18 protein-coding genes are annotated in these 21,684 nt (G+C 39.6%); 13 read left to right on the top strand and 5 right to left on the bottom strand.

Annotated elements, in window-relative coordinates; translation table 11 throughout:
• The first annotated feature begins 93 nt into the window (after nt 1-93).
• The 7 genes from treP to WKH56_RS13440 all read left to right on the top strand — a co-directional run bounded on the left by treP (nt 94) and on the right by WKH56_RS13440 (nt 8,091).
• Nucleotides 94-1,557, top strand: a complete 1,464-nt coding sequence (gene treP / locus WKH56_RS13470) for a PTS system trehalose-specific EIIBC component (protein ID WP_328175405.1) — start codon at nt 94-96, stop codon at nt 1,555-1,557.
• 15 nt (nt 1,558-1,572) lie between these two features.
• Nucleotides 1,573-3,258, top strand: coding sequence for an alpha,alpha-phosphotrehalase (gene treC / locus WKH56_RS13465; protein ID WP_328175406.1), 1,686 nt, complete (start codon nt 1,573-1,575; stop codon nt 3,256-3,258).
• An 87-nt stretch (nt 3,259-3,345) separates the two neighbouring features.
• The gene (treR, locus tag WKH56_RS13460) at nt 3,346-4,062 is read left to right on the top strand and encodes a trehalose operon repressor (protein WP_168760399.1); all 717 of its coding nucleotides are present in this window, start codon (nt 3,346-3,348) and stop codon (nt 4,060-4,062) included.
• Between the two features lie 354 nt (nt 4,063-4,416).
• Nucleotides 4,417-5,139: a 5-oxoprolinase subunit PxpB gene (gene pxpB, locus WKH56_RS13455; protein ID WP_328175407.1), complete on the top strand. Its 723-nt coding sequence runs from the start codon at nt 4,417-4,419 to the stop codon at nt 5,137-5,139.
• The gene (locus WKH56_RS13450) at nt 5,129-6,127 is read left to right on the top strand and encodes a 5-oxoprolinase subunit C family protein (protein WP_328175408.1); all 999 of its coding nucleotides are present in this window, start codon (nt 5,129-5,131) and stop codon (nt 6,125-6,127) included. The genes pxpB and WKH56_RS13450 overlap by 11 nt, the downstream gene beginning before the upstream one ends.
• 11 nt (nt 6,128-6,138) lie before the next feature.
• Nucleotides 6,139-6,894: a LamB/YcsF family protein gene (locus tag WKH56_RS13445; protein WP_049163066.1), complete on the top strand. Its 756-nt coding sequence runs from the start codon at nt 6,139-6,141 to the stop codon at nt 6,892-6,894.
• 9 nt (nt 6,895-6,903) lie between these two features.
• Complete coding sequence (locus WKH56_RS13440) at nt 6,904-8,091, top strand: NRAMP family divalent metal transporter (RefSeq protein WP_048020121.1); 1,188 nt, start codon at nt 6,904-6,906, stop codon at nt 8,089-8,091.
• A gap of 42 nt (nt 8,092-8,133) precedes the next feature.
• Here WKH56_RS13440 and trhA read toward each other — a convergent pair whose 3' ends face one another.
• The gene (gene trhA, locus WKH56_RS13435) at nt 8,134-8,784 is read right to left on the bottom strand and encodes a PAQR family membrane homeostasis protein TrhA (protein ID WP_013055671.1); all 651 of its coding nucleotides are present in this window, start codon (nt 8,782-8,784) and stop codon (nt 8,134-8,136) included.
• 382 nt (nt 8,785-9,166) lie between these two features.
• Between trhA and WKH56_RS13430 the strand changes: the two genes are divergently transcribed.
• The 4 genes from WKH56_RS13430 to WKH56_RS13415 all read left to right on the top strand — a co-directional run bounded on the left by WKH56_RS13430 (nt 9,167) and on the right by WKH56_RS13415 (nt 12,647).
• The gene (locus tag WKH56_RS13430; protein WP_205689676.1) at nt 9,167-9,805 is read left to right on the top strand and encodes a DUF1643 domain-containing protein; all 639 of its coding nucleotides are present in this window, start codon (nt 9,167-9,169) and stop codon (nt 9,803-9,805) included.
• A gap of 101 nt (nt 9,806-9,906) precedes the next feature.
• Complete coding sequence (locus tag WKH56_RS13425; RefSeq protein ID WP_016763238.1) at nt 9,907-10,326, top strand: hypothetical protein; 420 nt, start codon at nt 9,907-9,909, stop codon at nt 10,324-10,326.
• 464 nt (nt 10,327-10,790) lie between these two features.
• Nucleotides 10,791-11,444, top strand: coding sequence for a 5,6-dimethylbenzimidazole synthase (bluB, locus tag WKH56_RS13420; RefSeq protein WP_342835878.1), 654 nt, complete (start codon nt 10,791-10,793; stop codon nt 11,442-11,444).
• Between the two features lie 168 nt (nt 11,445-11,612).
• Nucleotides 11,613-12,647, top strand: coding sequence for an AI-2E family transporter (locus WKH56_RS13415; protein ID WP_028412216.1), 1,035 nt, complete (start codon nt 11,613-11,615; stop codon nt 12,645-12,647).
• Between the two features lie 43 nt (nt 12,648-12,690).
• Here the strand turns inward: WKH56_RS13415 and WKH56_RS13410 are convergent, their stop codons facing one another.
• Nucleotides 12,691-13,566, bottom strand: coding sequence for a LysR family transcriptional regulator (locus WKH56_RS13410; protein ID WP_028412217.1), 876 nt, complete (start codon nt 13,564-13,566; stop codon nt 12,691-12,693).
• A gap of 161 nt (nt 13,567-13,727) precedes the next feature.
• Here WKH56_RS13410 and WKH56_RS13405 point away from each other — a divergent pair, with 161 nt between their 5' ends.
• Nucleotides 13,728-14,708: a zinc-binding dehydrogenase gene (locus WKH56_RS13405; RefSeq protein WP_328175410.1), complete on the top strand. Its 981-nt coding sequence runs from the start codon at nt 13,728-13,730 to the stop codon at nt 14,706-14,708.
• A 235-nt stretch (nt 14,709-14,943) separates the two neighbouring features.
• Nucleotides 14,944-15,510 carry a DedA family protein gene (locus WKH56_RS13400; protein WP_223260295.1) on the top strand — a complete coding sequence of 189 codons (567 nt, stop codon included), beginning with the start codon at nt 14,944-14,946 and terminating at the stop codon, nt 15,508-15,510.
• A 117-nt stretch (nt 15,511-15,627) separates the two neighbouring features.
• Here the strand turns inward: WKH56_RS13400 and atzF are convergent, their stop codons facing one another.
• Genes atzF through WKH56_RS13385 form a run of 3 tightly spaced genes read right to left on the bottom strand, consistent with a single transcriptional unit; the run spans nt 15,628 to nt 21,672 of the window.
• Nucleotides 15,628-17,376 carry an allophanate hydrolase gene (gene atzF / locus WKH56_RS13395; protein ID WP_063248246.1) on the bottom strand — a complete coding sequence of 583 codons (1,749 nt, stop codon included), beginning with the start codon at nt 17,374-17,376 and terminating at the stop codon, nt 15,628-15,630.
• 14 nt (nt 17,377-17,390) lie between these two features.
• Entirely contained in the window at nt 17,391-21,002 is a 3,612-nt protein-coding gene (gene uca / locus WKH56_RS13390; protein ID WP_342835870.1) for an urea carboxylase, read from the bottom strand.
• A 16-nt stretch (nt 21,003-21,018) separates the two neighbouring features.
• On the bottom strand, nt 21,019-21,672 hold the full coding sequence (locus WKH56_RS13385) for an urea amidolyase associated protein UAAP2 (RefSeq protein ID WP_063248244.1): 654 nt from the start codon (nt 21,670-21,672) through the stop codon (nt 21,019-21,021).
• Nucleotides 21,673-21,684: the final 12 nt, after the last annotated feature.

Raw genomic sequence — 21,684 nt, 5'->3', positions numbered from 1 at the left:
CATAAAACTTGTATATACAGGTTTGTGGTGAGATTTATATGGGGGATAGGAGATATAGGAGTGAAATGAAAGCGGAAACAAGGGGGAAAAGACATGAATCGAGAATCTGTTGAACGCATTGTAGAAGCCGTTGGCGGAAAAGAAAATATCTCTGCTGCAACGCACTGTGTAACGCGCCTTCGACTTGTTTTAAAAGATGACGGTAAAGTCAATCAACGTATGCTAGATGAGCACGAATTAGTAAAAGGATCTTTTTCTACAAACGGCCAGTTTCAAGTTGTCATTGGTCAAGGCACGGTGGATAAAGTATATAAAGAAATGGTGGCGCTTACAGGTATAGGCGAGCTATCAAAAGAAGAAGTGAAAAACGAAGCGGCTAAAAACTTAAATCCGCTGCAGCGCGCAATAAAAACATTAGCTGACATTTTTATTCCTATTTTACCGGCCATCGTAACCGCGGGTTTATTGATGGGAATCAATAATGTACTAACAGGAGCCGGAATTTTTTACGATGATAAATCAATCGTAGATGTTCATACACAGTGGAAAGACTTCGCAAGCATGATTAATTTAATTGCGAATACGGCTTTTGCCTTTTTGCCAGCTCTTATTGGGTGGTCAGCTGTTACGCGTTTTGGAGGAAGTCCTTTATTTGGAATTGTCCTTGGGCTCATGCTTGTACATCCTGACTTGCTAAATGCTTGGTCTTACGGAGAAGCATTAAAAAAAGGAAGTATTGATACGTGGAATTTATTTGGCCTGCATGTTGAGAAAGTAGGCTATCAAGGACAGGTTTTACCCGTATTAGTCGCTTCATTCGTCTTGGCAAAAATCGAATTATTCTTACGAAAACGCATACCGGATGGATTTCAACTTTTGATTGTAGCACCTGTAGCTCTTTTAGTAACAGGGTTTCTCGCTTTTATTGTAATTGGTCCAATTACATTTGCAATAGGAAATGTTATTACAGATGCAGTTGTATGGCTGTTTAAAACGGCTCCATTTATTGGAGGGCTTGTATATGGAGGTTTATACGCTCCTCTTGTTATTACAGGGATGCACCATACATTTTTGGCCGTAGATTTACAGCTGATTGGAAGCGTAGGGAGTACGTTCTTATGGCCAATGGTAGCATTATCGAATATTGCACAGGGCTCTGCGGCTTTTGCGATAATGATTCTTTCAAAAAATGATGAGAAATTAAAAGGATTATCTTTAACATCAGGGATTTCAGCGTGGCTTGGCATTACGGAGCCTGCAATGTTTGGTGTGAATTTGCGTTTTAGATTTGCTTTTATTTCTGCAGTGATTGGTTCAGCTATTGCCGGTGTTGTCATATCTGTAGCCGGAGTAAAAGCAGCATCGGTGGGAATCGGTGGTATTCCTGCTCCATTATCAATTGTTCCACAGAGCTGGCCGCCTTTTATTATTGGAATGATAATCGTAATCGTAGTGCCGTTTCTTTTAACGTTAACGCTCGGAAAGCTTCAGAAAAGATCAACCGTTACATCAACTGTCGCGGGTACAGACTCGTTTCAACATAATTCAAAGAATTAAATGGTGGTGTTAAAAATGCAAGAACCTTGGTGGAAAAAATCAGTTGTTTATCAAATTTATCCAAAAAGTTTTTATGATACGACTGGAAACGGCGTGGGTGATATAGCTGGCATTATTGAAAAGCTAGATTATTTGAAAAAGCTCGGGGTAGATGTTCTGTGGCTAACGCCAATTTATAAATCACCACAGCGGGATAATGGATATGATATAAGTGATTATTTTGTTATTCAAGAAGAATACGGAACAATGGAGGACTTTGATCGTTTAATAACAGAAGCGCATAAGCGGGATCTTAAAGTTATCATGGATATTGTCGTTAATCATACGTCAACTGAACATGAATGGTTTCAAGAAGCTAAAAAATCGAAAGATAACCCGTACAGAGATTTTTATATTTGGAAAGATCAAAAAGAAGATGGAAGTGCTCCGACGAATTGGGTTTCAAAATTTGGAGGATCCGCATGGGAGCATGATAACCTCACAGAACAATCGTATCTGCATTTGTTTGATGTTACGCAAGCGGATTTGAACTGGGAAAACGAGCGTGTGCGCCGCAGCGTGTATGATATGATGACGTTTTGGTTTGAAAAAGGAGTAGATGGATTTCGTCTGGACGTTATTAATTTAATTTCAAAAGATCAGCGCTTCTTAGATGATGATGGTTCGGTTGCACCAGGGGATGGCCGAAAATTCTACACCGACGGTCCTCGCGTGCACGAATATATGCGGGAAATGAATCAAGAAGTTTTTTCAAAATATGATAGTATGACCGTTGGAGAAATGTCATCGACAACCGTTGACCACTGCATTCAGTACTCTCATCCGGATCGGGACGAGCTTAGCATGACGTTTAATTTTCATCATTTGAAAGTTGATTACCCAAACGGAGAAAAGTGGGCGCTAGCAGATTTTGATTTTATTAAATTAAAAGAGATTTTATCAACTTGGCAAACCGAAATGAATAAAGGAGGGGGCTGGAATGCACTATTTTGGTGCAACCATGATCAGCCTCGCGTTGTTTCACGCTATGGAAACGATGAACTCTATCATAATAAATCTGCTAAAATGCTCGCTGCAACAATTCATCTGATGCAGGGAACACCTTATATTTATCAAGGGGAAGAAATAGGTATGACAAACCCGAAATTTTCCTCTATTGATGAATATAGAGATGTGGAGTCATTAAATGTGTATGAGATAAAACGTGCACAAGGAATGGACGAAAATGAAATTTTAGAAATTTTAAAACATAAATCAAGAGATAATTCCCGTACACCGGTGCAATGGAACGATAAGCCGAATGCAGGTTTTACAAAAGGAAAGCCATGGATTCATCCGGCCGATAACTACCGTAAAATTAATGTAGAAAAAGCGTTAGAGGATAAAGATTCAATCTTTTATTTTTATCAAAAGCTTATTGCACTGCGCAAGCAGTACGAGATTATCACCTATGGAAACTATGAATTGATTCTTGGAGAAGACGAGCAGATTTTCGCTTATATCCGAAATGGAGCAGATGAAAAGCTGCTCGTGATAAACAATTTCTACGGCAGCGAAACAGCCTTTGAACTGCCAGAAAATCTAACTTTTGAAGGATATCATAGTGAAATATTGCTGTCTAACTACGAAGATTCACCAAAGGAATTCAAGCGAGTCTTACTTCGGCCGTATGAATCAATCGTGTATCATTTAAAAAAATAGAGAAAAAGTGAAAAGAACGATGGGTGACAATCTATCGTTCTTTTTATACAATTGGGTATATATAGAAAGTAAAATAGGTGATGGCGATTGAAAGAAAATAAATTTATCAGCATTTACGAACAGTTAGTCGATAAAATTAAACGCGGTGACTGGCGTCCTAATACAAAACTTCCTTCTGAAAATGAGCTTGTTGAACAGTATCAAACGTCTCGTGAAACGATACGGAAAGCGTTAAATTTACTCTCGCAAAATGGGTACATTCAAAAAATGAAAGGAAAAGGTTCTTTTGTATTAGACGTATCACGCTTTGATTTTCCAGTATCAGGACTTGTCAGCTTCAAAGAAGTCGCGGAAAAGCTAGGACATACGTCCACTACTATTGTAAAAGAGTTTGAATTAATCAAGGCGGATCACGATCTGTGCACACAGCTTGGCGCAACGAAAAAAGATCTCATATGGAAAGTAGTTCGAGCACGTGAAATCGATGGAGAAAAAATTATTTTAGATAAAGATTTTTTTCATAAAAAATATGTTCCTCACCTCACAAAAGACATATGTAAAGGCTCTATTTATGAATACTTAGAAAAAGATCTTGGGCTGAAAATCAGCTTTGCTAAAAAAGAAATTTCCGTTGACGAGCTGACGGACGAAGATAAATGTTACTTAGATTTGAAAGGTTATGAACATATTGTGGTAGTAAGAAACTATGTGTATCTAGAAGATGCAAGCCTTTTTCAGTATACGGAATCACGTCATCGTCTTGATAAGTTTCGTTTTGTGGATTTTGCTCGCAGAGGTATATAATGGTTCACTGCCCATGAGTTTTTCCTTTTTTTAGATGTTTACAAAAAACTGCTTTGGTATAAAAAACAAAGCAGTTTTCTTATGGGGAAAACTGAAAAAACGTGATCCTTTTGACGATAAAATTCTAAAAAGGTTGAATTTTTATTTAGAGTTTGTTTTAGTAGAACATAAGATTATTTTATATTTGTATAATGTTATTCATACGGTATACAGATTTATTGATCTTTTTTTATTAGATATATAAGAAAATGTTATTTGAAAATGATAACTTCATTAGTAATTCTAATAAAACTGTCTAACTACAGCATTAAAGGGAGCTGCTCAAACAATACTAAGTAAAAAGGAGGAGACGGAATGAGTAACGATTATCAACTTTATCCTCTTGGTGACAGCGGCATTGTCGTTTCATTTGGAGACGAAATTAATTTCGGTATACATAAACGTATTCAGCAATTTACTGAGGTGCTAGAGCAATCATTATGTAAGGGAATGATTGAATATGTGCCGGCTTTTACGACGGTTACAATCTATTATGATCCTTGGATAATGAGTGAAAAAGGAAGAAGAAATCCTTACACAGCAATATCTACATATATTGAAGAACTGCTTTTCCACCAGGAAGAAAAATCTGAAGCGGTCGCTAGACAAATTGATATTCCGGTGTGTTACGGAGGAAAGTACGGCCCGGACTTAGAGAGAGTAGCTGCTTTTCATTCATTAACGCCTGATGAAGTTATCTCCATTCATACAAACGGAGAATATTTGGTGTATATGATAGGCTTTGCTCCTGGTTTTCCTTACTTAGGAGGGATGAGTGAAAAAATTGCGACTCCAAGGAAAGAATCACCGAGAAACAGCATCCCAAAAGGGTCAGTTGGCATCGCAGGAATGCAAACCGGCGTGTACCCAATTGAAACACCTGGAGGATGGCAGTTAATCGGGCGTACTCCTCTTACACTATTTAACCCAGAAAAAGACTCGCCAAGCTTACTTCAAGCAGGTGATCGTATCCGATTTGTTTCCATTTCTGAAACGGAATATGAAGCACAAAAGGAGGTGGATGAAGATGAGTATTAAAGTGATGCGTCCTGGTTTATTAACAACGATTCAAGATATCGGCAGACATGGATATCAAAAGGACGGCATGATTGTCAGCGGGGCAATGGACAAAGTTGCTTTAAGGATTGCCAACTTATTAGTAGGAAATCAAGAAAATCAGCCGGTTATTGAAATTACGTTAATGGGACCAAAAATTGAATTTCAGCAAGATGCTTTAATTGCCCTGACAGGAGGGGGTTTATCGCCAACTGTTAATGATGAAGCCGTAAAGATGTGGCGGCCTTTATATGTGAAAAAAGGGAGCGTGCTGCAGTTTGGTGTTCCGACTTTAGGTTGCCGTTCTTATTTATCGGTTTCCGGTGCCTTTAACGTTCCTGCAGTTATGGGAAGTACATCTACTTCGCTTCGCGCTCGGATAGGAGGGCTGCACGGTAAAGCATTACAGTCAGGAGACGAAGTATTAAGCCATCCTCCTACAGAAATAGGGGAAGCAATTATAAAGAAACTGGTGAAAAAGCAAACGGACCGCTCTTTTCAGCAGGCTTTTTGGACCATTCATCCTAAACTTCTTCCTTCATACGAGACGTCTATTATCCGCACAATGAAAGGTGCGGAATTTGATTGGTTTACGAAAGAAAGTCAACAACATTTCTTTAATCAAGAATTTGACGTTACGCCGCAATCTGATCGAATGGGCTATAGGCTAAAAGGAAAGAAATTAATCCTTCAGCAGGAAAAGGAGCTGCTTTCTAGCGCTGTGACGTTTGGTACAATTCAAGTACCAAAAGAAGGACAGCCCATTGTTTTATTAGCAGATCATCAAACGACAGGAGGATACCCTAGAATCGGGCAGGTAGCAACTGCCGATTTTTCGGCGCTGGCACAAGTTTCTCCAGGGCAAAAGGTTTCTTTTCAATTCGTTTCACTGGATGAAGCGCAGCATTTATATATGGAGCAGGAAAAGAAAATCAATCATATTAAAAGAGCACTTCGAATGAAAATATAAGGGGGAAGAAAATGGCTACCGTTGATTTGAACTGTGACTTAGGGGAGAGCTTTGGGAACTATAGATTAGGGAATGATAAAGAAATTTTACGCTATGTAACGTCAGCAAACATTGCTTGTGGCTTTCATGCCGGAGATCCTTCGGTTATGAGAGAAACAGTAAAGCTGGCTTTGAGTGAAAATGTGGCGATCGGCGCGCACCCCGGATTGCAAGATTTAGCTGGATTTGGACGTAGATATATGAAAATTACGCCTCGAGAAGCTTATGATTTGATGGTGTATCAAATGGGGGCTCTTTCAGCTTTTATACGTGCAGAAGGAGGAACCCTTCATCATGTGAAACCTCATGGCGCTTTATATAATATGGCTGCAGGGGATCGAGATATAGCTAAAGCTATTGCTGAAGCTGTTTATAATGTTAGTGAGGAAGCTATTCTATATGGTCTTGCTGGAAGTGAATCGATTAAAGCTGGAAACGAAATCGGCTTGCGTACGTCTCAGGAAGTATTTGCAGATCGAACCTATCAACAGAACGGCATGCTGACGCCGAGAAACGTTGAAAACGCCGTGATTCAAGATGAGAAAGCAGCTATTTCTCAAGTAATTAAAATGGTCAAAGAAAAGAAAGTATTCACTGTGCAAAATGAAGAGATTCCGATTCAGGCAGATACCGTCTGTATTCATGGAGACGGTGCACATGCTGTTGAATTTGCCAAAGCTATTTGTGACAAGCTAAAAGAAGAACAAATCATTATTCAACCACAATGAGGTGACATCATGAAAAAAGAACGCAACTGGAGCGTGCTCCTCGGAGCAGCATTTTTAATGGCTACTTCAGCAGTGGGTCCAGGTTTTTTAACTCAAACAACGGTCTTTACACAAGCTCTCGCCGCAAGTTTTGGTTTTGTCATTTTACTGTCGATTTTATTAGACATTGGCGTTCAGCTAAACGTATGGCGTATTATTGCCGTCTCAGAAAAAAGAGCACAGGATATTGCTAACAGTGTTTTTCCAGGTCTCGGTTTATTTATTGCTATTTTAATTGTAATCGGAGGCTTAGCATTTAATATTGGAAATGTAGGAGGAGCGGGTCTTGGCTTCAATGCGCTATTTGGTATTTCTCCTAAAGTTGGTGCAGTCATTACAGCCATTATTTCTATTGCCATCTTTTTAGTCAAAGAAGCCGGAAAATTAATGGATCGTTTTGCTCAATTAATGGGCGGAATATTAATTATTTTAATGGTGTATGTTGCGGTTTCTTCCGCTCCGCCAGTAGGAGAAGCGGTATCTAAAACATTTTGGCCGGATCACATTGACGTAATGGCGATTGTTACTCTTGTAGGAGGAACGGTAGGAGGATATATTACATTTGCAGGAGGTCACCGTTTATTAGATGCAGGAATCAAAGGAAAAGCCGCGATTCCGGAAGTAACAAGAGGAGCAGTATCCGGCATTACGATCGCTTCAATCATTCGAATTTTTCTATTTTTGGCAACATTAGGTGTGTTGAGTCAAGGGTTAAAACTGAATCCCGATAATCCACCAGCCTCTGTTTTTCAGTTAGCCGCAGGGGATATTGGCTATAAATTATTTGGTGTCGTCATGGCAGCAGCGGCTATCACTTCAGTTATTGGTTCGGCATATACATCGGTTTCCTTTATTAAATCCTTTAGCAAAAAGATTGAGAAATATGAAAACTGGATTATCATTGCATTTATTACGATTTCAACCCTGGTTTTCTTAACGATTGGTCAGCCGGTCACGCTGCTCATTTTAGCTGGAGCATTAAATGGGTTAATCTTACCTATTACACTCGGTACAATGCTTATAGCGGCGTATAAAAAGAAGATAGTAGGGGATTACAAGCATCCGACTTGGCTTACCGTTTTTGGCGGTTTTGTGGTCGTTATTATGGCTGTGCTAGGAGTCTATACGCTTGTGACTCAAATGGCAAAACTGTGGTAAGAAATTCTATAACCAATTAAAAAAGGGCCAGAAGGCCCTTTTTTAATTGGTTATAGGCAATACATATAAAATGATTGCTAAAAAGTGAAGTACGGTTCCGCCAAGAACAAACATATGCCAAATCATATGGTGAAAACGAAATCCTCGCCATACGTAAAAAACGGCTCCGATTGTATACAACACGCCTCCAACTACAAGAAGGACAATTCCTTGATGGGCAATGTTTTGAGTTAACGAATCCCACGCAAACACAATCATCCATCCCATAAATACGTAAAGAATGGTGGAAATAAAAAGGAATTTCTTCACAAAAAAAGCTTTGAATACAATTCCTGCAAGAGCGATGCCCCATACAATTCCAAAAAGTGTCCAGCCGGTGGTTCCTTTTACTGCGATAAATAAAAATGGAGTGTACGTACCGGCAATAAACAAATAAATAGAAGAATGGTCAAATATCTCAAAAAGATCTTTTACCTTACCTTCCGGAAAGCTATGGACAAGCGTAGAGGAGACATAGAGAAGCAGCATGGTTACTCCGTAAATAGTAAAACTGATAACATGCCAAGGCGTTCCTTCTAACGAAGAAAGTACGATTAAAAGCGTTAATCCCACAATGCTGAGTACGGCTCCAACGCCGTGTGTAATCGCATTTGCAATTTCTTCTCCTCTTGTAAATGTGTGTGTAGTAGCCATTTACAAAATCCTTTCTTTACACAAATTTATCTTCTGTTTTCTCAGAGGATCAGTTTTGAACATACCTGCTGAGAAAAAATCCGTAACGGTCAAAAACATGAGTGAAAAGTTCATTGGTTATTTCTTTATTATAGACCATTCTTTTGATTTTATCTATTTTGACTGGAGGTCCGAAAAGAGTAAAGATATATATGTGAATGTTCACTAGCTGTAAAAAGCATGTATAGAAGAAAAAAATGCTTTTTGAAAAAATGGCAGAAAAGTTGTCATGAAGGCATGATTTTGAAATACATATAAAATAAAACTTTTAACAGTCAAGGTTACGATTACTGCTTAGCTCATTTGCAATAGATAAGTAACAAGATTGTAAGAAGGCAGGGGGATGGAAGCAGTGAAAAAAGAAGTTATTTTTGATGAAACAGGCACATACAAATATTCTCTATTATGCAAATGGAGTGAAGTAAACGAACGTAAACTTACGTTTATCTTGTCCTTTCCAGAAAATACGTATGAATACAGCGATGATACAGCTGTATCCAAATGCATAGACCTGGCGCAAAAGTGGGGATTTGGAGTTTTAGAAATCGTTTATTTATTCAGCTATCAAACCGATCATGTTTCGTTTTTACGCATGCTTTCAAAAGAAGAAGCTGTTGGAACAAGAACAGGTGAATATATTCAAAAAGCTGTGGAAGATGCTGAACTAGTTGTGGTAGCTTGGGGTGATCATGGAAGCATTTATAACCGGCAAGAGGAAGTAGAACGCTTTTTGAAACACAAGCCGGTATACTGTTTTGGAAAAACGAAGCAGCAATTTCCTCGCCATATTTTATCCGTCGTGCACCGTACAGAATTACAGAAATACGAAGTGCCGGCTAATCGTGAAGAGTCAGAAGAAGTTTCTTCGTTTATTGAAGACATAGATCAAAGTTTTGGTGGAGAGGATTATTCTCCAATTAAACAACTAACAGAAGAAGAACCGCTTATGTTTATTGAAGACATTGCCAGTATGTATCGATAAAGAGAAAAAGCGAGGTTTATATTCCTCGCTTTTTCGTTAGTATAAAACACCAAGTTTTGTCATATGGTTGTATCAAGAAGCGTGTGTGAAGGGGGAACTTTATGAAGTTGAATGAAGTACTGCACCGCATCACAACTATTTACAATGAGTTAGAAGAAGAGTGCTTTCAATATATAGGGACTGTGATCAATGAAAATGCAGAGCTGGATATTTCTCGTCTAGAAGAATTAAGTACGCTGTTAAACTTCGTATACGAATGCTCGCAGGATGTATTAGTAGGTTCTATTTTAACAAAATTGGATTATGGACAACCCATTTATCAATTTGCTATGTTAAAGCCTATTTCCCTTGAAGGAAATGAAGATAAGTTAGATATTTTATATGAAGAAAAGGTAAAAGTAGAAAGAGCGATTCTAGATGTGTATACAGCTCAGCGAAAGAAGTTATTGACTCAAGCAGCCGAAGACTTAAAAGAACTGCACTACGAGCTGCAGACCTACGTGTATGCTTGCAACATATAAGTGAATCTGTTGAAATGGCAAGGTATATATACAAATAAAAAGGAACATGTTAGGATAAATAAAAAGAACTCCTAATCAAAGAGTTCTTTTTATTGTAAAATATATGATTTTGAACTAGTCAAGCATAAAGACGGTGGTAATGGCAGTTACCCTTTTCTTTGTGCTTTTTTTATCCGATTGTGTTGATGATGCTGCTTACTGCGTTAAAAAAGTTCATAAGTACCTCGTTTAGCATGTAATATGCCTCCTCTCTTACTCAATATGTACAATCAAATTATCCAATTGTGTTAATGATGCTGCTTACCGCGTTAAATAAGTTCATTAAAACGTCGTTGAACATGTTTGCAACCTCCTTTATGATAGATTCATATAGTAATACGAGAAAACATAAAGTTTGGATCACATTTTTTTAATGTTTTTTTAGAAAAATAGTTAAAAAAAGAGTTTAATGGAGGTTGAAAAAGATGAATTCGTTTACAAACGACGAAAAGCAAGCGGTATACAAAGCGATTTACGGAAGAAGAGATGTACGCACATTTTTGTCTGATGAGATTCCGAATGAAACGGTTTATAACATTCTACAGGCTGCTCACAGCGGACCTTCCGTCGGGTTTATGCAGCCTTGGAATTTTATATTAGTATCTGATACAGAAGTGAAAAATAAACTTGCCTGGGCAGCAGATAAAGAGAGAAGAGCACTGGCTATTCATTATGAAGGTGAAAAGAAAGAAGGTTTTTTAGAGCTAAAGATTCAAGGATTAAAAGAAGCGCCGTTAACTATTTGCGTAACGTGTGATCCAACAAGAGGGGGCTCTCATGTTCTCGGAAGAAACTCAATTCCAGAAACTGATATGATGTCAACTGCGTGTGCGATTCAAAATATGTGGCTTGCTTCATATGCAGAAGGACTGGCAATGGGATGGGTAAGTTTTTATAAAAAAAATGATGTACGTGACATTTTACATATTCCTCCTCATATTGATCCTGTAGCGCTCATGTCAATTGGCTATACAGATAAATACCCCGAGAAACCAATCTTAGAACAAGCTAACTGGGAAAAAAGAAGGGATTTAGACAAGCTAATTTATCATAATGTATGGGAAAATGAAAAAGAATAGCGGAGAGAAAATAAAGACATACTAAAAAGCGCCGAAATATAGTAAAATTTGAATATTAAATGATACACTATATATAGCGAAAGCGGATATGAGCGTCTAGCGTATCCGTTTTATTTATATGTATACAAATGACTTGGGAAAAAGAGAGATAGGAGAATTGAAGGTTTCATGAATATTGCAAGAAGTTGGCTTCACAACAAACTTACTGTTCGCATCATTACGCTTATTATTATTACAGTTTTACTTGTCAGCATTAGAAGTATGCTTCAGCTGCTGTTATTTACGTTTATTTTTACCTTTTTAATTGGTCGTCTTCAACAAACGTTAAGAAGAAAGCTTCCGCTTAATTCAACGCTTATACTCATCGTCATCTATATCGCACTGATTGGTGCTCTCGGTATTGTAGGATATGTATATATCCCGGTTATTATGACGCAAGTTACTGAGCTTGTACAGAAGCTGATGTATTTTTACAAGCACCCCCCTGATAATACATTCGTCACCTATATTATCGATAATCTAAAGAGATTTAAATCACCAGAAAATATTCAGCAGAATATTGATTTAGTATACAGCTATTTATCTAATATTGGAAAAGTAAGTGCACAAGTTTTCTTAGCACTCTTGTTAAGCCTATTCTTTTTACTTGAAAAGTCGCGGATTCACCGATTATTTGTCCAACTGGAACAATCTAGGCTGGGCTGGTTTTTCAAAGAAGCTGGCTATTTGGGGAGAAAATTTGTTAATTCCTTCGGCAAGGTAATAGAAGTTCAGTTTATTATCGCTTTTGTGAACAGCATTTTATCCGTTATTGCCCTGTGGGTGTTAGGGTTTCCTAATTTGCTTGCGCTTGGCGTTATGGTCTTTCTACTAGGGCTAGTGCCGGTTCTTGGGGTATTTGTTTCACTCATTCCGCTTTGTACAATCGCTTACAGTTTAGGAGGCGGTGTAAAAGTACTATCTGTGTTAATTATGGTGGTAGTACTTCACGCACTTGAAAGCTATGTATTAAATCCAAAGCTTATGTCATCTAAAACAAACTTGCCAACATTCATTACGTTTATCATTTTAGTATTTGGTGAACATTTCTTGGGCGTATGGGGGCTGATTCTTGGTATTCCTATTTTTATTTTCTTTTTAGATCTCGTAGGAGTAGATTCAGCACAGCAACTGTCAAAAAAAGAAGAGACTGGGACAAAATGATTTTAGACGAGGTGAAAAACGAACCATTAATCAAGATGTTTGATTAGTGGTTCGTTTCTTTTTTTAACGAGCGTATCGTTTTTTGAATGACTGGATGATCTCGATGCTTAAGTTTATAAGCAAGAAAGATCTGATTTTTTACCGCTAAATGTTCAAGTTCGATTTTCACCTTTTTTTCTTGGAGCGCTTCTTGAATCAAATAGCGGGGAAGCAGGCTGATTCCCATGTGATGCTGAATGGCTTTTAACACCGTTTGGAGATTTGGAATCACATGATGAGGCTGAATTTCAGGCCGTTTTTTAAAATGCTGTCGCCAAAAACGCCTGATAATAGGAAGTTCAAGGCCATAGCTAATCCACCGCTGATTGTATAAAAAATCCTCTATGTCTTCATTGGGTGTCATTTCAAAAGAAGGAGGGACGGTTAAGACAAACTCTTCTTCTTCAATGACCGTATATTCGACTCCTGGTATTTGCAATCTTTGGGTTGTAATCGCAATATCAATTTCGTCGCTTTGTATCTTTTCAAGTAAAACAGAAGCAATACCAAACTGGCTGTAGCAGCGGATACCTGCATCTTTTATTCTTTCTAAAGCTTGTTCGGTAAAATACTCTACGGGAGAACCAATTTTTACGACCGGCAGCGCGTCGGGAGATGAAGCGGTCATTTTTAATTCAATTGAAGCAGCTTCTAGACTTTCAATTAACGGGACAATACGCGTGTACAGTTCTTTACCTTTTTCTGTTGGAATCATCTTTCTTGGTGCACGGATAAATAAACCTTCGCCTATTTCAGCTTCTAAAGCAGCTAAGTGCTGACTCATGGCCGGCTGTGTTAAGATCCTCGCTCTGGCTGCTTCAGAAACGGATCGATATTTGTAAATGCTAATAAAGCTGCGATACCATTCAAAATCAATCATTTATGCTATCCTTTCTTATAAATTTATTTATGGATATCTATTTATTTTCTAATTTGTATTATAGACAAGCTCTCTTTAAAATAAAAATAGTAAGCAAATCATTTTTAGATAAAATAATAAAAGTAACGCTAAGCAAATGATTTAAAAAGGAGAGTTAGACTGTGAAAGCATTATTATTGCAAGATAAAAATAAATGGACAGAAATGAAAGTAGAAGAAATAGAAAAACCTCTTCCAAATAAAGGAGAAGTAGTAGTTGAAGTTCACGCAGTGGGACTTAATCCAGTGGATTATAAAACGGCTACTAATGGAAATCCTCATTGGACATATCCTCACATTCTAGGTTTGGATGTAGCTGGGACAATTGATGAAGTTGGAGAAGGAGTAGTTGACTGGAAAAAAGGAGACCGCGTTGTCTATCACGGGGACTTTATGAAAAAAGGCGGATATGCTGAATATGCGGTCACAACTGCTCATTCAATTTCGCGCATTCCTGATGCTGTTACATTTGAAGAAGCTGCTGCTTTGCCTACTGCAGGTTACACGGCGTATGAAGCACTATTTCGTAAATTTCCAATGAACCATATTCAAACCATCTTAATTCACGGAGGAGCTGGAGGCGTAGGGGGCTTTGGCGTGCAGCTTGCTAAAAACGCTGGAAAAACCGTTTTCTCAACAGCTTCAGCACATAATCATGAGTATGTGAAGTCGTTAGGCGCTGATTATGTAATTGATTATCGCGAGGAAAATGTCGTGGAAAAAGTATTGGAGCTGACAAATGGCCGCGGCGTAGATGCTGTGCTTGACACGGTGAGCGCAAAGAACGCAACGGATTCTTTAGATATGATTGCCTATAGAGGACATTTAGCACATATTGCTGGTGCACCTGACTATACAAAAGTAAAGCCTTTTACAAAAGTGATTTCTTATCATGAAGTAGCTTTAAATGCTGCACACCACATTGATGACATGATGGCGCAAGCGGATTTAGCAAAAATGGGCGATGAGCTTTTAGCATTAGTAGTAGAGAAGAAAGTAGCTCCGATGATTGAGCGCATCATCTCGTTAAAAGAAGTGCCAAGTGCATTAGAAGAGCTTTCAAAACGCCATGTGAAAGGGAAAATCATTGCTAAAATTAAATAATAGCAGGACAGAAAAGACTCTTTTATTACAACTAATAAAAGAGTTTTTTTCTGCTATTTTCTTTTTTTGCGTTACTTCACTTATGAACTGCATATGATAGAAGATAATCAAATATAGCAAACCGGTGCATATAAGCTTTTTTTACTAGTAAAATTGCTTTGAAATCGTGAAATTTTGAATAGTTTGAGTTATGATGAAAGAACGTGAAATTTGTATGATTGAAAGGAGAAAAAAGGTGCAAGGGTTTATTGATTTTGTACAAAACTTAGGCATAGTGGGCATCTTTATTGCTACAGCAATCGAAGCTGCGGCAATTCCTTTTCCGTGTACGTTATCGATTTTGCTCATTGGCTCGGTGCTGCAGCTTTCAATATGGAAAATCCTTATTGTTTCAGCTGTCAATACCGTTATTTATATCGCATTCAACTATATTCCGTTCGTGATGGGATACAGGTTTGAATCTATTACCAAACGCTGGTTTGGTGAAAAAAATATAAAGCGTGCTCAAAAATGGTTTCATAAATACGGAAAATGGAGTATTACGATTTCTCGTCCCATCAGTATCGCAAACTATATAACCTATTTGGCAGGCCTTAGTAAAATCAAATCTAAGGACTTTGTTTTATACAGCACCTTAGGCATTTTTCCGTGGTTTGTTTTTTTGCTCTATGTAGGAGGACTTGGAGATATTGAAAAAATCCAAAAATATTTGCATGATGTAGACCGTTTAATATTTGTTATTCTTATAATCGGAGTGATAGTTGGTGCAGGCTGGTGGATGAAAAAGAGAAAAAGTACATAAAAAAGACCGGACCAAATAAGTGATTCCTTAAAATAAGAGCGCTTTTATAGTAAGGTTTTTATAACTCAAAAGAGCCGCCTCTAAGTCGAAACCCTGACTTAGAGGCAGCTCTTTTATTCAACTATAAACAGCCCGCCAGCTTCTATAAGACGTAATATCCTCCGCATCTTCTGTCGCATGAGCTTCACAAAGAAAACCCGCTACTTCACTGCCGTCTTCGAGAGTGATTTTGCCTAGTCCAAGAGGAGAAGGGATAGAATCGGCAAAAGAGCCGAGTAGTGATAAGGGCATTTCCCAAAGTTCAACTTCAATTTTTTCTCCTTGTTGATGCGTTCGCAGCAGCCCCGGTTTTGCTGGAGAAGTAGGCAGTTTAAAAAGCTGGTAATAAGGAGCGGTTTGGTCTTTTCGTACGAATGAAGCTCCGTGTTCACGCATTTGAAATTCAAGTGGAAACCCGCGCATATGCAAACCGCAAACAGCTACTAAGGTTGTATCTTTTCTTGAATCAACCGTTCGTTCACCATTTAAAAACACTTCGCTAAGCCCGCAAATGAATTGTTCGCCGTCAAATGTAGAGAAAAATGAAATGCCAAACGGTAAATCAAGATCTGCATCTTGAGATGGAAGAGAGACAGCGCATAAGTCGAGCAAGTTACAATGGTTTGTAAAACGCCCCATGTCACTGTTTGTTTCAATTGGATTTTCTCTTACTTGTTCCCGCGTCCACGTTCCGCCTGCTGTCGGCATAACAAGAACAGCATTTTTAAGCTGATGATATGCTTTATGTTTAAAGGATTGAAGCTTATGTGAAGCTTGAAATAAAGCAGCAGCATCATATTCTGATTTAGCTCCTGAACGAAGGACTTGCTCGGTTACAGGAAATGCTGTTTCTTCATGAGAAGTAATAAATTCTCCTAAGTCAGCCCAGCGCTCCGCTACGTATGGGCCGTCATACAATAAAGCAGCTGCTTCGCTTAAATACGAGCCGTCAATGTATTCAATGGGAATAGATAAATCTTCAATCTTTTTCACTGCTTGCTTCCAAGCTTCCTCGTACTGCTCAGCAAACGGTCCGTAAAATGAGAGCGGTTCTTTTACCATACAAATTTTTTCAGGGAGAGCCGAAGAAGCCCGAACAACAGAGCGTGACCATGGATCTTGATCGTCTACCCCTCTAATAATAGAATCTACAAGCAGTACGTCACTCCATTCATGAGCAAAAGCAGTGACGCAGTCTAAGCTTTTACACGCCGGAACTACACCTGCAGATGGCCACGCTCCGAGAGAAGGTTTATAGCCAATTAAACGGTTTAAACCGGCTGGAACGCGCCCTGAACCTGCTGTATCGGTACCTAAAGAAAAAGCAGCGTGCCCGCGAGCTACGGATACAGCTGACCCTGAGCTCGATCCGCCGCTAATGAGCTCGGACTTTAACGCATTGTGCGTTTCGCCGTAAGGGCTTCGTGTACCGACCAGCCCTGTAGCAAATTGGTCCAAGTTGGTCTTTCCAAGAGGAATAGCACCTGCATCAATAAGACGTTGAACAACCGTAGCATGTGCAGAAGGGATATACGTATATTCTTTACATCCGGCTGTCGTCGATACATGGGCTACATCGATATTATCTTTAACGGCGAATGGAATTCCCCATAAAGGTAACGCTTCAGGGCTTAGGGTAGCTAAGCGATCGAGATAAGGTTTTAACTCACCGAGTGTAGGGGGGGTAATCCAAATATTCATGTCTTTATCAGCTTCTACACGCGTAAGAATTTGATGTACTACATCTTCCGGAGTTAATTCTTTTTTGATATACATATCACGTAACCATTGAACCGAAAATGTTTTAGGCAAGCTCACTGTTTTCATTGTATCCACCGTCCTTAATGAGTAATTGGAGCAAAGGCTTTTATACCGGCAATCAGCTGTCCAGCTTGTACTTCATCGCCGGGTTTTACATGAATAGAACTGATATATCCATCCATAGGTGCTAGCTGTGGAAACTCCATTTTCATACTTTCTTCGATAATTAACGTATCGCCTTTTTCAACTTTTTGTCCTTCTTCAACAAGAACTTTCCATACGCTTCCCGGCATTGTACAGCGCGCGGCTTCCGTACCTTCGGGCAGTTCTTGTTCCGTAATTTCAGCCGTTTCATGTTCAGAGACGTACTCAGCTAAGCCGAGTGCTTTCCAATCTTCTCGCTCTGTTTGAAAAGCAGCCTGCTGGGTTTGACGAAAAGCAGCCGTGCTTTCTTCAATAGATGAAAGAAAATCTAAATATTCTCCAAGTTTAAACGTTGTCTCCGTAATATCTGCTTCAAATCTCCCGCGAAGAAAATCTTCGCGCAGTTTTAAAAGCTCATCTGCTTCTACTGGATAAAATTGAATTTGATCAAAGAAACGAAGAAGCCACGGTTTTCCTGCTTCAAAATTTTCCGTTTGACGAAGTCGGTTCCACATTTGAATCGTGCGTCCCACAAATTGATAGCCCCCAGGACCTTCCATTCCGTATACGCACATATACGCACCGCCAATACCAACTGCATTTTCAGGTGTCCATGTACGAGCGGGATTATATTTCGTTGTCACTAAACGGTGACGAGGGTCTAGAGGCGTAGCAACAGGCGCGCCTAAATATACATCTCCAAGCCCCATTACAAGATAATTAGCGTCAAATACAACTCGTTTCACATCTTCAATGTGATCCAGACCGTTTACTCGGCGAATAAACTCTAGATTGCTTGGACACCAGGGGGCATCTGGACGAACGTTTTGCTGATAGCGTTCAATAGCTAATTGAGTCGCAGGATCATCCCATGAAAGTGGAAGTTTTACAATACGAGACGGAACTTCCATTTCTTCAAGAGGAGGAAGCGCCCGATCTATAGCTGAAATGTGCTGACACAGTTCAAGAATAGACATCTTTGTTGCATCAATATGAATTTGAAGAGAACGGATACCAGGCGTTAAATCTAGAACTGGTAAATCCTTATGCTTTTGAATAGCTTCCATTAAAGCATGCACTTGGAAGCGAAGCAGCAGATCCAGCTCCATTTCTCCGTATTCTACAAGTATATTTGCATCGCCTGAGCAGCGGACGGAAAAAGGGAATCGTCTATTTTCCGTTTCGTTGATCAGCAGCGGATAATCGCTTTTGAGCGGCTGTGCTACTGGATTTGTAAACATAGGAAGTGATGCGGATGTTCCGATACGCTGTAAAAAGTCTTCCTGCGTACATTTGAGTTTTTCAGCTTGTTCAAGGTCAATTAATTTAAACGAAATTTTATCTCCGGGATGAAGCTGTCCTATTTTCCAAAACTCTGCTGAGGCAGTCGTAACAGGGCAAACAAAGCCGCCGAGGCTCGGGCCGTCTGGGCCAAGTAAAATAGGCATATCTCCGGTTAAGTCTAAGGTGCCGATGGCATAGGCATTATCATGAATATTTGATGGATGCAAACCGGCTTCTCCTCCATCTTCACGCGTCCAAAAAGGAGCGGGACCTATTAACCTAACGCCTGTTCTAGAGCTGTTAAAATGAACTTCCCATTTTGTATCTGTTAGCTGCTGCAAGTACTCTGGCTGCAAAAACTCTTCTGTACAATGAGGGCCGGGAATCACTCCGATTGTCCATTCTTTAGACATGGTCGGCTGGTAGGAAAGAGCAAGTTCATTTTCAACGTGAGCGTAGTCAGAAACACGCAGTACATCTCCCGTGCGAAGTGCTCTTCCGCCGTGTCCTCCGAAGCTTCCTAGTGTAAAAGTAGAAGAACTGCCTAATATTTTAGGCATATCAAGTCCGCCGCCAATCAGTAAATACGTGCGCATTCCTTCGGTTGCTTCACCAAATGAAAGAATTTGTTCCGGCTTTGCTTGAATGGTTTTATAAATGGGAATTTCAGCGCCGTCTAATGTAGCATGCATGTTAGCACCGGTAATACAAAAAGATACATCGTCTCTAAATTTATAAGAGCCGCCTCGGAGAGTCATTTCAATTCCCGGGGCATCCGGTGAATTTCCGAGAAGTTTGTTTCCTATGCGAAAAGCAAAAGGATCCATTGGGCCGCAGGGAGGAACTCCTACATTCCAGTGCCCGGTGCGTCCCGGGTAATCTTGAACAGTAGACTGAACGCCGCCGTCTAATACTTCAATTGCTTGTTCGCTCGGAGTATATGAGTTAAGCATTTGAGTATACACATCGCCTGTTTTACACGCTTTTTCTTCTAACAGTCCCTGCAAGTATTGAAGATTAGTAGTAACGCCGTATAATCTTGTATCTTTTAAAGCAGCGCTCAATTTTAGAAGAGCTTCTTCTCGTGTTTTTCCATGAACGATAATTTTAGCTAGCATAGGATCATAAAGTGATGTTACAGTAATGCCGTCTCGCACCCATGTTTCAACTCGAGCACTTTTAGAGAAAATGGCTTGGTCGATTTGCCCGCCGCTTGGACGAAAATCATTTAAGCAATCTTCGGCATAAATACGCGCTTGGATACTGTGACCTGAAGGAACAGGAAGCAAAGAAGGAAGGTTTACCAGCTCATCGCATGCTTCTTTAAGCATCCATTCTACTAAATCGATGTTTAACACTTCTTCTGTAACGCCGTGTTCTACTTGAAGACGAGTATTTACTTCTAAAAAATAAAACTTCTCCGCTTCGGCGTCATATAAAAATTCTACCGTTCCTGCACTTCGGTATCCGACTTCTTTAGCTAGTCGAGTAGCTGCTTGCAGCATATTTTCCCGTATATATGAAGGGAAGTTTGGAGCTGGGCTTTCTTCAATTACTTTTTGATTTCTTCGCTGAATAGAGCAGTCGCGTTCCCCTAAAGCTACTACTTCTCCAAAAGAATTCCCGAAGATTTGAACTTCCACATGGCGAGCTTTTTGAATGTATTTCTCTAAAAAAACACCGCTGTTTTTAAAGTTTGTTTGTGCTAAATGGCAAACTGAGTCAAAAGCGGCTTGAAGAGCTTTTTCATCCTGGCAAACACGCATTCCAATTCCGCCGCCGCCAGCTGTACTTTTTAACATAACGGGATAGCCAATCTCTTCAGCAGCACGTACAGCTTCTGATACATCTGTAATAAGAGGTGTACCAGGAAGCAAAGGCACGTCCGCTTTTTGCGCAATTTCCCGAGCTGAATGTTTCAATCCGAATATTTCCATTTGCTGAGGTGTAGGACCAATAAATACAATTCCTTCAGCTCGACAGCGACGAGCAAACTCCGCGTTTTCGCTTAAAAAACCGTAGCCTGGATGAATAGCTTCCGCTCCTGTTTTCTTTGCGATATCTAGAATAAGGTCTTCGTTTAAATAACTTTCTTTGACCGGGCCGCTGCCAATTAAAATGGCTTCATCTGCTTCATCAACGTGCAGGCTGTCTTGATCAGCTTCTGTATAAACAGCCACAGATTTCACTCCGAAATGTCGTAATGTTCGCTCAATTCTAACAGCAATTGCTCCTCGGTTCGCAATTAATACTTTTGTAAACATAGATGAACACTCCTTTTTATAATGAATCCCAAATAACTAAGCGAATAGGGGTAGGGTTATAATCGTTGCACGGATTGTTAAGCTGAGGGCAGTTGCTGATCAATACAAGTGTAGGATTGATCGCTTCCATTTCTACATAGTATCCAGGTGCAGACACTCCGTCATTAAACGTTAATCCGCCGCTTGGCGTCACAGGTACATTCATAAAAAAGTTTACGTTCGGTGCTAAATCTCTTTTAGTGTAGCGGCTATCATATTTTGATAGCTGCAGCATAAATGTATCTCGGCAGTTATGCATCGGAAGCGTGTCATGTGCATAACGTACGGTGTTGCTTTGTGCGGAACAAGCTCCACCTAGGGTATCGTGGCGTCCGCACGTGTCAGCTACAATTTTGACTAGTTCTTTGCCAGATTGAGAAAGCAGCACCGTGCCGGTGGATAAATAAATATTTCCTTGATTAGCAATCGTCGATACTGCACTGTAATGATCTTCTGGATTTTCTGCATCAAAGAATAACGTATCCGCTGCTTGATTTCCTTTTACATCTATTATTCTAAGAGTTTGGCCTGCTTTAAGTTGGTGCATCCAGCCGTCCCCAGCCAGTACCGTTTCATCATAAATTGCGTTCTCTATTTTTCTGCTGCTTTCCACTCGATTAAATACAGCCATTATAGAAGCCTC

It is taken from the genome of Priestia sp. SB1, from assembly GCF_038898415.1.
Note: the sequence above shows the minus strand (reverse complement) of the source record. Positions and strands in the feature narration are given on the sequence as shown.